The organism is Thiovibrio frasassiensis, assembly GCF_029607905.1.
Classification (GTDB): domain Bacteria; phylum Desulfobacterota; class Desulfobulbia; order Desulfobulbales; family Desulfurivibrionaceae; genus Thiovibrio; species Thiovibrio frasassiensis.
Map to the genome: position 1 here is coordinate 2,386,534 of NZ_JAPHEH010000001.1, position 15,675 is coordinate 2,402,208.

Consider the following 15,675-nt stretch of genomic DNA (forward strand, 5'->3'; position numbering starts at 1 on the left):
TTCCGCCCATTTTCCCCAGGCACCCGCTTATTTTTTATGACACTCCTTGCAATTGGTCGGCCCTGTTTTCCGGCCTTTGTCGGCTAACTCCTTGTGGCATTTTTTACACATGTTCATGACATCTTTTCTCTGTAATTTGCCTGCACCCTTCATTTTGTCGACAACCTGAGATTCCTTGGGGAAAAATGCGTGGCAGGGCTGGCAATCGGGAAACATCCCCTGGTGACGGCCATGGTTAAAGGTGACCGAGCCCAGGCTGCCGCCGTTGAGGACAATCGACGAAGCCCCTTTCGCCTCAGCACCCATGCTGCTGCCTGCCGACAAGAGAATACCGCCGATAAGCATTGCCCCGAACAATGTTCCTGATTTCATTTTTTTGCTCCAATAATGATTGGCTAGGGGGAAGAACTGAATCACAAATAACTACTCAAGGCACGAACCAGTTTTTGATTAAAATTATCTTGCAGAGATAAACAGAGGCTGGCCCCTTCATGCAGATAGTCGTCAAGGCCTTCCATGTAACTGCTGTTGTCTAAGGGACTTGGACAACCCAAGCTGTTATAGGTGATAATAATCGGAGTTGTTTGATTTACGGAATCTTGCCTGATGAATTTGATGCCATTCAAAATAACGTTTTGTTTTTTGGCCATGGTTTGTAGCGTGTCTTTGGCGGAAAAGCTTTCGTTAATTATGATCAAAACATATTTTGTGGACCTTAAAATGTTGAGCCCCTTCACAAGGTAGGGGATAATTTCGCACTCCTGCTGGAATTTTTTTTCTATCGCGCGCTTGATCAATGCATTCTCAGGAATTTCTTCTAGAATAACGACTTTGTCAGCCATAATATCTCCGAACTCCAGCTGTCCGCCTTATATTTCCCGGCCAGACCACGAGGTATTCTTGTAATAGCTTTTCGACCGTGTAATCTTGCCGCCTCCTTGCAATAGCCGGAGGAATCCTCCAAGAAAAAAATTCATACTTGGTTCTGGCCATAACGGGTCAACACATTCTTGATGCTGTCCCGCAACTTGTCAATGTTGATCGGCTTGAGCACATACCCCTTGGCCCCGGCGCCGATGGCCTCGATCACCATCTGTTCCTGGCCGTGGGAGGTCACCATGATGATCAGGGCCTGCTTTTGCATGGCAAGAATCTGGCGGGTCGCGGCAATGCCGTCCATGTCCGGCATGGTGATATCCATGGTGATAAGGTCCGGGATGGAGAGGCCCTTGTTGGTCATATATTCGATGGTATCAACCGCTTCCAGGCCGGTTTTGCAGATTTTGCCCACTTCGTAGCCAAGCTGTTCCAGCATGACCACCAACCGTTTTGCGGTCAGGGCCGAATCGTCCACCACCATGATGTTCGTTTTACTCATTATAGTTTCTCCACATAATTGAGGCTCAGATCAAAAAGTTCCTTGGGGCCGATGAAATGAATGCTCAACATGCCGCTGTCGGTAACGATATCCAGGGTGTAAAAGGTTGCCCCCTTGTTGCGGGTAATGTTCTTGGCTTCGCTGATAATGATGGGCGGGGAGATGGGAATGATCGTGCCCTCGGAGGCCAAATCACCCATGGCGTTGCCGACGATAATGTTGATCAGTTCGGCCACGGTTTCCTCCCGCATCATTTCCTGTTCATCGTCCGCGATCTCCAACCCTTCGGTGCTGGCAATAAAAACCCGCTCCGTCAGCGCCCGGTCGAAACTGAAGGCGATGAGCATGCGGATGTCCGCCTCCACCGACAGGATCGAGGTCAGATGCAGCAATTGCATGCGCTTGACATCCCGCATGTGCACCGTGGTTATCCGCACCGGAATCTTCAGCTCATCTCTCAGATAGCCCACGGTCCGGTCTCCGATGGCCTGGACCAACCGGCTGTGTCTGTCGTCTTGGGCATGGTTCATTGCTTTTTCTCCCTGGCCGTATGGTGATCGATAAAATTTCCGGTTGTCCCCTAATTGTAACCGTTTCCGTAGTGCCGCGATTACAAAGATTGTTGCTTTGCAACCCTGTGATCTTGTGTTACGAACCTGTGGCCTTTTTCCCTGTTTGCGAGTCCTTCAATGCTTCAAGGTACGGCAGGATGAATCTGAACCTGGTCCCCTGACCGAGGGTCGAGTCCACCTCAATCCTGCCGCCCAGCCTTTCCGTTTCCATGCGGACCGCTGCCAGCCCCACGCCGCGGCCGGACAGCTCGCTTACTTCCTCCTTGGTGGAGAACTCGTCTTTAAAGATCAGCAGCCGCAGCGTTGCCTCATCCAGAGCAGCACCCTGTTCCGGGGTGAAAAGGCCCGTGGCCACCCCCTTGCGCCGGAGCGCCTCAAGATCAAGGCCGCGGCCGTCGTCGTCGATCTCGACGACGATTTGCTCATCCTCCAAGAAGGTACGGCAGCGGAGGTGGCCCTCTTCCTCCTTGCCCTGCTCCAGCCGTTCCTCCGGGCTCTCGAGGCCGTGATCCACGGCGTTGCGGAAGAGATGGATCAACGACTTGGTAAAGGGGCCGTAGATCTCCGGGGCGACCCGCACCCCATGGTCCTCCACCTCCACCGGGGCCAGCTCCTTTTCCAGCCGCTCGGCCAGCCGCACCGCTGCCTTGGCGTGTCCGGACAGCAGCTCGCTCAAGGAGACATAGCGCAAGCGCTTGATGCGGCGCAGCATCTCCCTGGTCTCTTCGGAATCCAGGCCCGGTCCTCCCTGCAAGAGCCGGTCGGCCAAACGCTCCAGCATCTCGGTCTGCTCGGGGGTCAGGGAAAGATGGCCCCGCCGGGCAAAGAAGGAGTCGCCCAGGGTTTCCCGGAGCACGGCCAGTTCCTGGGCCAGGGCCTGATCGGCCAAGGCCTGCTCTTTCTCCAGCACACCCCGGTCCGGCTGCTGCTTGGCCAGGTCGCGGCGCAGCCGGTTGAGGGCGGATTCGTATTGATGGAGACAGCGCGGCAGGTGAAAGAACTCCAGTTGACCGAAAAGCCCCTTGAAGGTATGCACCTGGCGGTAAATCTCGGCAAGCCCTGCGGCCAGCTCCTCGTCCGGGGCGGCGAGCAGCCGGGGCAGGGTGTTTTCCGCAAAGTTGCGGTAATCGTCAAGCACCTCGAACAGCTCGGCCGATTCGGTGACCGCGGCCACGATGAAGCGCAGGTGGGTCTGCTCCTCCGCCACCCGGGCCTCAAGGCGGCGCTGTTCGGTGATATCGGTGATGATCAGCATCAGCCGTTCCGCGCCCAGCAGGCGGTAGGCGATATCCAGGTAACGGTCGTTAAGAAACAGCTCCTTGGGCATCAGCGAGAGCAGGATGTCGCGCTGAAATTCGTCGGCGGTCTGCACGATCCGCTCGATATTGGCGCCGAAACGGTCCCGTTCCTCCTTATCTTCGGGAAAGAGCAGGGCAGCCACGGATGCACCGGCCACCTCCTTACCGAAAAAGGTCAGGCATTCCCGGCTGTATTCCGGTTCCACCGCCAGATCCGGGCCAAAAGAGAGAAAGCCCTGGCCCGAGTTGTTGAGCAGCCCGGCCAGGCGGTCGCTCTTGTCGGCCAGTTGGCGGCGGGTGATGAGAATGCGCCGGTACATGGTGGCGATGAGATAGGTGACCAGCAGCACCACCGTGGCATTGGCCAGCAGGATGTAGATGAGCTGCCGGGTGCTGTCCGCAGTCTGCTGCAGAAAGGCGGCTTTGTCGATGGTCACCCCCAGCACCCCGGCGGTCTCCCCGGTCTGCCAGTAAGTATGGCAGACGGTGCACTTATCCTCCACCGGGATGCGCTCGTAAAAATGGGCCTCGCGGGCGTCGAGCATCTCGGCTCGGTTCTGTTTGTTAAAGCGGAGATTTTTATCCAAAACGTAATGACATTCGGCGCAATCTTTGTCCTGGACCTTCGCCAGGTGGATCTGTCCGGCGGCGGAATCGAAACGGCCGGCCAGATGCCAGTCCTTGCGCAGGAACATCCCCCGGGTTTTTTCGTACAGGACGAGGTTGGTGCTGACAAACCCGGCCGGTTGACTGTGGACAAAGGGCAGCCCCACGGTCACCGTGCCGGACCGGTAGTTCATCAACCCTTCGCGGGGATAGAGGGTGGTGGCGGTTACCCCTTCCAGCTGGGCGATATTGTCCATCACCAATTGAAAGGTTTTGCGCTGGCCTTTTTCGATGGAATCGCGGGTCTGGGAGACATAGCTGGAGAGGATGCCGCGGCCCTGCTCGCGGATGGTGTGGTTCATCATCTGCTTTTGGTAGTAATAAAATATGACTCCGGCCACCACCGAGATCAGCAGCAGGCAGGAAAAGGCGATCAGGAGAAAGCGCGGCACCACCCGGTCTGGGTTGGGCTCCCGGTTGCCCGGTTTCGGTTTATCCATCTCCGGCCTCCTCCTATGATCTTTTCACAATAACCCCTGGCGCAGGCGCGGGATCATCATGGGTGTGGTAGAGCCGGGCACGGGGGAACAGCTCGCCGGCGCAGCCGATGCAGGGGTGCCCGGCCCGGACGCAGTTGTTGGTGTTGCCGTTGTAGCCGCTGGCGACGCAATCGTTGTAGGTCACCGGTCCCTGGCAGCCCAACTCCAGCAGGCATCCTTCCTCGCCGATGCGGAGGGCGAAATCGCGGGCCTGAAAGGCTGGGTAGCGGGGGCAGCGCTCATGGACCGAATGGGTGAAGAACTGCCGCGGACGCCTGGCATCGTCGAGATCAGGCAACCCCTTGCTCTTAATGAAATGGAGGAGGGTGTAGACCAGGTGCTCGGGGTGCATGGGGCAGGCGGGCAGGTTGACCGTTGGCGTCTTGATGCCCCGCTGCTTGAGAAAATCATCCAGGGATGCAGCGCCGGTGAGGGTGCCGGCCATTTTCGCCACCCCGCCCGAGGCGGCACAAGTGCCGACGGCAATACAGGCGGATGCTTTCGCGGCCAGCAAGTTTACCCATTCGCTGATGGGCTTATGGGCCATCATGCAGGCGTGCGGCATGGCCACGGGGATGGCGCCCTCCAGAATTAGGATGTACGGCTTGTTGGCAGCGGCCAGTTTATTGAGAATCTGCGGTACCTGAGTCCCGGTGGCGGAAGAGAGATTGGGATGGTACAGCACCCGGCTGAAATAGGTGAGAAAATCCAGGATGGTGATCTGCTCGACATTGAGAAACGAGGTGGAGCAGCCGGAACAGGACGCCCCCTGCAGCCAGACCAGATCGGGCCGCGACCAGCCGACGGACGAAGGGTTGGCCTCGGCAGCCAGCAACTCTTCGAAGGAGAGCAGCGGCGCAGCCCCGGCCGCGAGCACCACCTGGTAGATTCTTTGCAGAAATTTCCGTCGATCCAAGGTTATTGTCATTTTCAGTCAGCAGTACCAGGTCAGAGTTTTACAATAACTCCCCCGCCCTTGACGGGAGGGGGCTGGGGGGTGGGTGAACTCGCCAACAGCATCACCTCATGCACCTTCCCCCTCACCCTAGCCCTCTCCCGCAAGGGGCGAGGGGACTTTTTTTGTTCCGTACGGTTTAATGCACCGAGCACGCAATGCAAGGATCGGCGGAGCGGACGATGCGGGCCAATTCCAGAGGATTGGCCGGATCGGCGATCCGGGTGCCGATCAGCATCTGCTCCACCGCCCCCGGTTGCCCGGTGGCGTCCCGCGGGCCCATGTTCCAGGTGGTGGGCATCACCATTTCATAATTCTTGATCAACCCCTTATTGTCGATTTCCACCCAGTGGCCGAGGGCGCCGCGCGAGGCCTCGGTGATCCCGATGCCTTTTACGTTGCGGGGCATTTCCTTTTCGCTGAAACCGAGAACCCCCGGCTGGACCTGCTCGACCTGCTCCTTGAGCCGCTTGAGCAACAACGAGACCGTGATATACCGGCTCAAATGGCGGCCCAGCACAGAGTTGTAGTCTTTTAGCCCGATGCCGAGATCCCGGTTGAGCTGGTCCACCAGGCGGTTCAGGGCCGGATTGCGGCCGGAATGATAGGTGTTCACCACCCGGGCCGCAGCCCCGGTTTCCATGACCTTGCCCCCGTAGCGGGGGGCGCGGCTCCAGCTGTATTTTCCGTCCGGCAGCTGTTCCTCGCGCTGGAATTCCTGCCAGTCCAAGGGCTCCAGCCTATTTGCCCCCAGAGGCTTGACGGCGCCGGATTTGTTTTTGTAGTAGCTGTAGGTGTGATCCTCGGTGATCGCGTTGAGGTCGAGAGCTGTGTGTCTGCCCACGATGGTCGCGCCTCCGGCAAACAAATGATTTTTGCCGGAAGAGTCGGGAAAATAGGGAAACGAGAGGAAATTGCCGTAACCGCGTCCTTCCTTGAAATAGCCTGGAAAAGCCTTGGCCACCGCCAGGATATCTTCCCGGTAACAGGAATGGACAAACCGCTCCACCTGATTGAGCAGGGTGCGGTATTGGGCGAGATTGTTGATGGTTGGCCGGGTCGTGACCCCGCCGGCCTCAATGGCCACGGGGTGGGGGGACTTGCCGCCGAACAGGGCTACCATCTTGTGCAGGGAGGCCATGACGGTAAAGGATTCCAGATAATTATGCACCGCCGAGAGATTGGCTTCCCTGTCTTTGAGGAAATCGCCCTTATACCGGGGGAGAAAGGGGGCGGCTGGAAAGATCCGCTGGGAGCGGGTTTCGGCGCGCACCCAATCGCGCATCGCAGTCAAGCCGGGGTCCGCGCCCCGGTACTCCAGCACGGCGGTGACGTCGATGAAATCCAGGGCGCTCAACTGGTAAAAATGAAACAGGCAATCCTGCACCTGATACGCGCCGACAATGAGGTTGCGGAGCAGTTGCCCGTTGGCATTGGGGCGGATCCCCATGGCGTTTTCCAGGGCCAGGGCCGCCGCTTCCGCGTGGGCATACGGACAGACCCCGCAGACCCGCTGGGTCAACTGCAAGGCGGTGCGGGGATCATAGCCGATGAGCGCCTTTTCAATGCCGCGAAAGAGCATGCCCGAAGTCCGGGCCGAGGCAACCACCCCGTTTTCGATCCGGGTCTCGAACTTGAGATGCCCTTCCACCCTGGTCAGGGGATCAACGGTTATTTTGGTTGCGGTCATTGCACGGCCTCCTTGCCGAATTCCACCCGGTTGTGCCTTTGATACACTGCGTCCGGTGCATCACTGAGCAATGGTACCAGATTTCTGAGTGAAAGAAAGCAAGGTTTTAATCAATAGAGAATTGCGGCATATCGTAAAGATACATAAAACGACGATTTCTCGGAGCAGTAGCAAAGGGTCGCGAGAATGGGTCAACAGAGGTCGGGTCTCCCAAAAGTGTATCCAGCCTTCTGAAAGTGGAAAACAAAAGAGCTTGAGAGTACTAACGTTTGCACAAAATGGGCACGGAACCAGGTTTTCTGTGGATGGGTTGATGAAAGAAATCAAAATATCGGGCTCCGTCCCCATTTCCGATCGCGGCCAAGTCCCGAGGTCTTCTTATAAGAGCTTTTCGACGGTGTAGCCTTTTCGTCTCAGAGTTTCGATGATCCCCTCGGTCCCCGCCAAATGGCCGGCACCGACAAGAATAAATTCTTTCTCGGGGGTCCTGTGATAGGCTTCAAGCAAAGGGAACCAAAGCTTATTGCGGTCTGTCAGCAGTTTCTTGTACAGTTTCGGCATTGTTTTTTTGAGTTCGGCAACAAAGAGCGCATCAATTTTCTTGAGGTCCCCTTTTCGCCAAGCCTCCACCATGGTTTCATAATCCTGCTTGATTGACTTGAGATCCCGCAAGGTGTGAGCGATATAGGCGTCTTCATTCCCCGCGCCCATCTCTACGACGTATTGGATTTGCTGGTCGATAGTCTCAAGCCCTTCGATTCTTTTCTTTTCCTCTGTCGCTAATTTATGAAAAAAAGAGTCAACCCCCTCCTTGGCAACGCCAAATTTGGCGAGTTCAACGGATGCCAAGGTTACTGCAATAATCGACGGTTTAAAATGCTTGAGATTTTCGAGGGGGATACCGCGAACGGCGCAATATTCGTTGAGCAAACGGTAGGTTTTGCCTGATACATGCTGGTCAATGGTCGAGCCATCAGCATACACGGCTTTTGCCAGCAACTTCTCTTGCACAGAGGGTTCATTTAACTTGCCGAGATCGGTTTCGAAAACAAGGAGGTCGGAGGCCCGATACGCTTCTGCGAATTCGGGGGGCAGGGGGAAATCAGACGGACGTAACAAGTGAAATGTGCCGCCTAGATACATGACGGAGTTGTCTTTTTGGATTTTCCATACGGAAGATTCTGCCCAGGCCTGGGTGCAAATAAGGAAAACCAGGGCTATACTCAGTAAGATCTTTTTCATACACTCATTGCTCTTTTTTGCCCTTGCTGTTTTTTTGCTTTGGCGTTTATTGCCATTTGCTCTTTAAAAAAACAAAATGGTCCCCTTTCTCAGAAGCGAAGGCGGGGATGAGTAAGAGTGTAGAAGGTAATCGGGAAAGTGTCTCGGCTTTTCCTGTGCCCGCAAAAAAACCTTTTTGTTCAGAACTGATACTGCAGGGTGACCTGTCCGGCCACTTGCGTTTCATTACCGCTCATCTGGCCATATTCCGCATCAGCCACCAAGCTCAGCCTGTCGCTCAACAGCAGCTGGGTGCCGCAGCCGATAAAGCCGCCGGCCACATTCTCGTCGCCCGCCGCGTTGAAGCGGAAATCGCTGCCGCCGAGGTGCATCTCGATGGTGCCGCTGTCGGTGTGTCGGGTCTGGATGCCTGCCCGCAGGCTGATTTCGCCTGCGGCCACCCTTTGCGCCGCCTCCAGTTGCAGCCGGGTCGAGAGCGCATGCACGGTGCGGGAGTCCACCTGCAGGTTGGCGTTGGTGGTGCCGGTCTCTTCATAGCCATCATAGCGGCCTCCGCTGTAGGTCACAGTGGCGGATGGCCGCAAGTCAATTTTGGGGGTGAGCACATAGCTGCTGCCCAGGGTGAGTGAGGGGCTGATGAAGTAGCTGTCGGTATTGCTGGTTGCGGTTTCATAGCCGTTCATGTTGTCCAGCACCTGGCGCTGGGTGTCGTGGGCCTCGTTGCCGCCGATCAGGGTAACGGTGAGATTGACCGGGCCAAGAAAGACATGGTTGTAAACACCAAGAAAAACACTGTCGGTATCGGTGTCAGTCATCGCGGTTTCTGTTGTCCCCGTGGCAGCCCCAACCAGCACCCCCGCGCGGCACTTGCCGAAATCCTGCTCGTAGCCGATCACCACCCCGCCAAGGTGGGAGTCGTAGGCCAGCATCTGGCCTTCCTGTGCCCGTTCGCCTTTGCTGCCAAACACCTGACCCCAGGCCACCGGCTGCCGATCCTGATGCAGCATGCCGGGGCTAAGAGTCAGCGCGGCAAGTTGAATGGGTTGCTTGGCCGGAGTGCGCTGCATCCGCTGACCGATCACCTGGTGCACCCCTGTGGCCAAGGTATTCAAGCTGGCAGCGCGGGCCGATTCGCCCGTGGGTTCAACTACAACCACGGTATTGCCGATCTTCACCGCGTTATCGGTATAGAGGTTGATGACCTCGGTGTTTTCGAAGTTCAGCACCGACGAACCGAAGATGCCGTGGATATTGACGGTATCGAGGTCGCCGCCGTTATTACCCAGGTCGATGCGGCCGATGATCCGGGAGCCGGGAAGCAGGTTTAAGGTGGTGTCGGTGTCGCCATCGATAGCATAACCGTTTGCGCCTGTTGATGCAATCAGCCCGCTGTTGTTGATGGTGGTGTTGGTCTCTGCCGCATCAATGCCGACCCCATTGTCGCCTGTCGTGCTGATGCTGCCGCTGTTATTGATGGTAATATTGGGTCCCACCGTTGCAATCCCGACCCCATTGTCGCCTGTTATGGTGATGCTGCCGCTGTTGGCGATGGTGCTCGTGTCTCCATCCGCAAAAATGCCAAGAGAAGCCAAGCCTGCTGTGCTGATGGTGCCGCTGTTGCTGATGGCGGTATTGTCCCCGTATGTTTCAATGACTCGAGCAAGGGGGCCAGTCGTGGAAATGATGCCACTGTTGGTGATACTGGTATTGTCGCCGTAAGTTCGAAAAGCACTGGTTGATCCGCCAGTGGTGGAAATGCTGCCGCTGTTGGTGATGACGGCATTGTCACCCGATGAGTAAAAGCCGAGAGCATTGTCGCCAGTTGTGGAAATGGTGCCACTGTTGGTGATAACGGCATTGTTACCCTCAGAGTAAATGCCGGAGGCAATATCGCCGGTCGTGGAAATGGTGCCACTGTTGACAATGGTGGCAAAGTTGCTCCATGAGGAAATGCCGTAACTACCGTTACCGGACGTAAAAATGCTGCCGCTGTTGATGATATTTGCACTGAGTCCGTCAGAGTAAATGCCGAGAGCACTAACGCCACTTGTGGAAATGTGACCACTGTTGACGATGGTGGCATTGTCACCCTGAGAGACAATGCCGCGAGCACTATCTCCAGTCGTGGAAATGTGACCACTGTTGACGATGGTGGCAAAGTCGCCCAATGAGCGAATGCTGTCACCATTGCTCCCGATCGTGGAAATGGAGCCAGTGTTGGTGATGACGGCATTGTCAGCGCCAACACTAGAGGCAATACCGTAAGCAGCTAAACCGGTTGTGGAAATAGTGCCACTGTTGCTGATGACGGCATTGTCAGCGTAAGAGGCAATGCCGTAACCGGAGTTGCCGGACGAAGAAATGTTCCCGCTGTTGCTGATGACGGCATTGGCGCCATCAGAATAAATGCCGAGGCCATTAATACCGGTCGTTGAAATGGTGCCACTGTTGGTGATGATTGCACTGATTCCCTCAGAGTAAATGCCGTAAGAATCATCACCGATCGTGGAAATGGTGTCACTGTTGGTGATGCTTGCACTGATTCCATCAGAGTAAATACCGTAAGAATATTCGCCGGTCGTGGAAATGGTGCCACTGGTGGTGATGCTTGCACTGATTCCATGAGAGTAAATGCCGTAAGAATAATCACCGGTCGTGGAAATGGTGCCACTGTTGCAGAGGGTGGCATTGACACCCTGAGAGACAATGCCGAGGCTATTACCACCGGTCGTGGAGATGGAGCCATCATTATTCACGATATTGTTAATGCCGGATGCAGTGACAGCCGTGGCCGCTGTATTGAGCTGACCTCCGGCTTGGATGGTGCCGGTTTCGTTGTCATTGAGGGTTTGCTGGGTAGTTACCGTCTCGCCATCCACAATCTCAAATGAGGCGGCCTGGGATATGGATGCGGAGAGGGCGGTGTTGGCCACAATCGTCACCGCAATCAGAGCGAGACGCTGGAGGGAAGGGGTCTTGGCGTATGTGAATCCTTTAGACATGGTATTTCTCTTTTTTCTATTAGTTACAAGGAATTATCAAGCATCTGTGCAGTCGAGAAAACGTGATATTTCCAGTAGTTATTGTTTCGCTGAAGTTGTTTTACTAAAAATCGGTCGAAGATAGTGGAGAAAAAGCATCTCTGCCTGTCAAGCGGTAGCCAGATCAAAGGCTGCGGAAAAAAGCTTTCTTGTATAGGGGTGGGAAGGGTTGGCAAAGAGTTGCGCCGCTGGACCGGACTCGACAATGCACCCATTCTGCATCACCGCCACCTCGTCGGCCATGGCCTTGATCACCCGCAGATCGTGGGAGATGAAGAAGTAGGTGATCCCGTGCTTGGCCTGGAGGTTTTTGAGCAGCTCGATGATCTGGGCCTGGATGGTCATATCCAGGGCGCTGGTGGGTTCGTCCAGCACCAGGAAGCGGGGCTTGAGCACCACGGCCCTGGCAATGGCGATCCGTTGCCGCTGGCCGCCGGAAAACTCGTGGGGATAGCGCTCGATCATCTCCGGTTCCAGGCCGACCTCGATCAGCGCCTCGGCCACCCGTTGCTTGCGCTCCTCGCGGTTGCCCAAGCCATGCACGCTCAAGCCTTCGCCCACGATCTGGCCGACATTGAGCCTCGGCGAGAGGGAGGAGAAGGGGTCCTGAAACACCACCTGGAGATCGCGGCGCAGGGGTCGCCACTGGCGGTTGGACAGGGTTAAAAGATCGCGGCCCTCATAGAGCAGGGTTCCCCGGCTGTTGACCAGCTTGAGCAGGCACATGCCCAGGGTGCTTTTCCCGGAGCCGGATTCGCCGACCACCCCGAAGGTGGTGCCCTGGCGGATGGTGAGGCTCACCTCGTCCACCGCCTTGATGGTATTCACCGTGCGCCGCAAGAACCCGGCCTTGATCGGGAAATGGCAGGAGAGGTTGGTGGCGGTGAGGAGCGGTGGCGGGTTGTCCTTAGGAGTGGGGAGTTCATGGGGCACGCTGTTGAGGAGATGGATGGTGTAAGGGTCCTGCGGCTTGCGGAACACCTCGGCGGTGGGGCCGCTTTCCACGATCCTGCCCTGATGCATGATGTGGACCTGCTGGGCGATCTTCTCCACCATGTTGAGATCGTGGGTAATGAGCAATAGGGCCATGCCCATTTCCTGCTGGATCTCCTTGATCAGGGCGAGGATCTGCGCCTGGATGGTGACATCGAGCGCCGTGGTGGGCTCGTCGGCGATCAAGAGGTCCGGCCGACAGGCCAGGGCCATGGCAATCATCACCCGTTGCCGCTGGCCGCCGGAGAGCTGATGGGGGAAGCTGTTCAGCCGCTGGGGGGCATCGGAGATCCCGCAACGCTCCAGGAGATTCTCCGCTTTTAGGGCCGCCGCTTTTTTGTCGAGATTCTGGTGGAGCATCAGCGGCTCCACCAGCTGGGCGCCGATGGAGTAAACCGGGTTGAGCGAGGTCATGGGCTCCTGGAAGATCATGGCGATGCGGTTGCCGCGAATCCTTCGCAGCTTGTCTTCCGGCATGGCGACCAGATCCTCGCCGTTAAAAAGGACCTGCCCCTCGATCTTGGCCGCGTCCCTTTCCAACAGCCCCAAAATGGAAAGGGCAGTCACCGATTTGCCGGACCCGGATTCACCCACCAGAGCCGCGGTTTCCCCTGCGGCAATGGTAAAGGAGACCTTGTCCAATACCGGGGCAAAGCCGCGGTCCGAATAAAAACCGGCGGAAAGATTTTTCAGCTCAAGCAGCATGGAGTATTCCCGACATGGTACAGCTTTAAAAAAAACCTGCGACAAGCTCAGGGTCAGCAGTGTTAGCGGCGACGGTGTTCAGTTAACAATCGCTTCCTCAGCAAACGCCATGGCCCTTAACCCCCTCTCCCTCAGGGAGAGGGTTGGGGTGAGGGAATGTCCTGCAATGCAGCGGAAATCTCTGCAAGCACAGCATCAAGCTCACCCAGTATTTCATGGTTCCAGAAGCGGATAATCCTGTATCCCAATTGTTCCAGTCTTGCCGTCCGCACGGCATCGTAGGCCCTTTGTTCCGTGTGCTGACCTCCATCGGCTTCAACGACCAGCTTTGCCTCAACACAGATGAAATCAACAATATAAGTTTCAATGACCACTTGACGACGAAACTTGTAGCCGTTGAGACGACGGGCCCGGAGGTGCTGCCAGAGCGCTTTTTCAGCCTCGCTGGATTGTCGGCGTAAGGCGCGAGCCCGTGTCAGCAGCTTTTTGGGTGCCCTCTCCCTGTCCCTCTCCCGGGGGGAGAGGGGATCTTTCCTTACCGTGGCGCAAGCATTTTGCGAACCCATCACACCTTTCTTGGATCGAAGGTTTCCCGCAACGCTTCCCCGATAAAGATCAGCAGGATCAGGGTGCCGACCAGCACCCCGAAGGTGGTCAGGGAAAGCCACCACGCCTCGATGTTGTTCTTGCCCTGGGCCAGCAACTCGCCGAGGCTCGGGGTGGGGGGCGGCACGCCCAAGCCGAGAAAATCTAGGCTGGTGAGGGCCAGGATCGAGCCGCTCACCCGGAAGGGCAGGAAGGTGATCACCGGGGTCATCCCGTTGGGGAGCAGGTGGCGGAACATGATGGTGATGTTGCCCACCCCCAGCGCCTTGGCCGCCTTGACATAATCGAGGTTGCGGCCCTTGAGAAACTCGGCCCGCACGTAATCGGCCAGCCCCATCCAGCCGAAGATCGAGAGCAGGATCAAGAGGAGCAGGACGCTGGGCTTGAAGATCGAGGCGAAGATGATCAGCAGGTAGAGCTCGGGCATGGCGCTCCAGATCTCGATGAAGCGCTGCATGAAAAGATCGGTGCGGCCGCCGAGATATCCCTGCAAGGCGCCGGTGATGATGCCGATGACCGTGCCGATGAAGGTGAGGATAAAGGCGAAAATCACCGAGAGGCGAAAGCCGTAGAGCAGCCGGGCCAGAACATCGCGGCCCCGGTCATCGGTGCCCAGGTAATTGGTTCCATCGGGTGGGGAGGGGACCGGCTGCCGGATCCGCAGGTTGATGGAGTCGTAACTGTGGGGGTTGGGTGGAAAGAGGACATGGTTTCCGTCGCTGGTGAGCCGCTTACGGACAAAGGGGTCCTGGTAATCGGTCTCGGTCTCGAACACCCCGCCGAAGGTGGTTTCCGGATACGCTTTGAGCAGCGGGAAATAGAACTGCCCCTGGTAGGAGACCAGGATCGGCTTGTCGTTGCTGAGGATCTCCGCCCCCAGGCTCAGGACAAAGCAGAGAGAGAAGAGGATCAGGCTGTAATAGCCGCGCCTGTTCGCCTTAAACCGCCGCCAGCGCCGGGAGGAGAGTTTCTGGGGTTTCGTCTCCATCTAGCGGGACTCCACACTTTCAAAGCTGATGCGCGGGTCCACCACTACGTAGCTGAGGTCCGAGAGCAACCGGGAGATCAAGCCGATGATGGTGAAAAAGTAGAGGGTGCCCAGCACCACCGGATAATCGCGGTTGAGAATGGACTCGTAGGCGAGCAGCCCCATGCCGTCCAGGGAGAATATCGTTTCAATGAGCAGGGAGCCGGTGAAAAAGGCGGTGATGAAGGAGCCGGGGAAGCCGGTGATGATGGGGATGATGGCGTTGCGGAACACATGCCGGTAGAGAACCTGCTTTTCGCTCAACCCCTTGGCCCGGGCGGTCAGCACATACTGCTTGCGGATCTCTTCCAAAAAGGAGTTCTTGGTCAGCAGGGTCATCACCGCCAGGCTGCCCACCGCGCTGGAGAGTACCGGCAAAACCATGTGCCAAAGGTAATCCGCCACCTTGGCGGCAAGCCCCATCTCCGCCCAATTGTCCGAGACCAGTCCGCGCAGGGGGAAGATGCTGAAAAAACTGCCGCCGCCGAAGAGGACGATGAGGACGATGGCCAGAACGAAGCCGGGGATGGCGTAACCGATCAAGATGGCGGTGCTGGTGATGACATCGAAGCGGGAGCCTTCCCGCATCGCCTTGGCAATGCCCAGGGGGATACAGACCCCGTAGACGATGAGAAACGACCATAAGCCGAGGGACATGGAGACCGGCAGCTTGGAGATGACCAGGGCGACCACGCTGTTGTGGTGGTAATAGCTCTGGCCGAAATCAAAGACCAGATAGTTTTTCATCATGGTCAGGAAGCGTTCCACCGGCGGCTTGTCGAAGCCGTAGAGCTTGGTGAGTTGGGCGACCCGCTCCTCGTCGAGCCCCTTGTCGCCCTGGTAGAGATCCACGCTGCGGCTGGCCCGAACCTCGCCCCCGGCCCGGTCCGCGCCCTGCAGCTGGGCGAGCATCCGCTCCACCGGTCCGCCCGGCACGAACTGGGTGACGGCGAAGGTGACCAGCATGATCCCGAAGATCGTGGGGATCATGAGCAGGATCCGTCTTATGATATAGGCTGCCAT

General features: G+C 57.1%; 13 protein-coding genes. All 13 read right to left on the reverse strand.

Features of this window, described 5'->3' with window-relative positions; all coding sequences use genetic code 11:
- Nucleotides 1–27 precede the first annotated feature (27 nt).
- Entirely contained in the window at nt 28–372 is a 345-nt protein-coding gene (locus tag OLX77_RS11220; protein WP_307633691.1) for a cytochrome c3 family protein, read from the reverse strand.
- A gap of 41 nt (nt 373–413) precedes the next feature.
- Nucleotides 414–842: a hypothetical protein gene (locus tag OLX77_RS11225; protein WP_307633692.1), complete on the reverse strand. Its 429-nt coding sequence runs from the start codon at nt 840–842 to the stop codon at nt 414–416.
- 131 nt (nt 843–973) lie between these two features.
- On the reverse strand, nt 974–1,378 hold the full coding sequence (locus tag OLX77_RS11230) for a response regulator (protein ID WP_307633693.1): 405 nt from the start codon (nt 1,376–1,378) through the stop codon (nt 974–976).
- Entirely contained in the window at nt 1,378–1,908 is a 531-nt protein-coding gene (locus tag OLX77_RS11235; protein ID WP_307633694.1) for a chemotaxis protein CheX, read from the reverse strand. The genes OLX77_RS11230 and OLX77_RS11235 overlap by 1 nt, the downstream gene beginning before the upstream one ends.
- 118 nt (nt 1,909–2,026) lie before the next feature.
- Nucleotides 2,027–4,354, reverse strand: a complete 2,328-nt coding sequence (locus OLX77_RS11240; protein WP_307633695.1) for an ATP-binding protein — start codon at nt 4,352–4,354, stop codon at nt 2,027–2,029.
- Between the two features lie 13 nt (nt 4,355–4,367).
- Nucleotides 4,368–5,321: a hydrogenase small subunit gene (locus tag OLX77_RS11245; RefSeq protein ID WP_307633696.1), complete on the reverse strand. Its 954-nt coding sequence runs from the start codon at nt 5,319–5,321 to the stop codon at nt 4,368–4,370.
- Nucleotides 5,322–5,487: 166 nt separating this feature from the next.
- A complete protein-coding gene (locus OLX77_RS11250; RefSeq protein ID WP_307633697.1) occupies nt 5,488–7,038 on the reverse strand; it encodes a nickel-dependent hydrogenase large subunit in 1,551 nt (516 codons plus the stop codon).
- 378 nt (nt 7,039–7,416) lie between these two features.
- Nucleotides 7,417–8,280: a TraB/GumN family protein gene (locus tag OLX77_RS11255; protein ID WP_307633698.1), complete on the reverse strand. Its 864-nt coding sequence runs from the start codon at nt 8,278–8,280 to the stop codon at nt 7,417–7,419.
- Between the two features lie 179 nt (nt 8,281–8,459).
- Nucleotides 8,460–11,282 carry an autotransporter outer membrane beta-barrel domain-containing protein gene (locus OLX77_RS11260; protein WP_307633699.1) on the reverse strand — a complete coding sequence of 941 codons (2,823 nt, stop codon included), beginning with the start codon at nt 11,280–11,282 and terminating at the stop codon, nt 8,460–8,462.
- A gap of 147 nt (nt 11,283–11,429) precedes the next feature.
- Nucleotides 11,430–13,019, reverse strand: a complete 1,590-nt coding sequence (locus tag OLX77_RS11265) for an ABC transporter ATP-binding protein (protein WP_307633700.1) — start codon at nt 13,017–13,019, stop codon at nt 11,430–11,432.
- Nucleotides 13,020–13,150: 131 nt separating this feature from the next.
- The gene (locus tag OLX77_RS11270; protein ID WP_307633701.1) at nt 13,151–13,585 is read right to left on the reverse strand and encodes an endonuclease domain-containing protein; all 435 of its coding nucleotides are present in this window, start codon (nt 13,583–13,585) and stop codon (nt 13,151–13,153) included.
- On the reverse strand, nt 13,585–14,613 hold the full coding sequence (locus OLX77_RS11275) for an ABC transporter permease (protein WP_307633702.1): 1,029 nt from the start codon (nt 14,611–14,613) through the stop codon (nt 13,585–13,587). The genes OLX77_RS11270 and OLX77_RS11275 overlap by 1 nt, the downstream gene beginning before the upstream one ends.
- The gene (locus OLX77_RS11280; protein WP_307633703.1) at nt 14,614–15,675 is read right to left on the reverse strand and encodes a microcin C ABC transporter permease YejB; all 1,062 of its coding nucleotides are present in this window, start codon (nt 15,673–15,675) and stop codon (nt 14,614–14,616) included. It abuts the gene before it with no gap.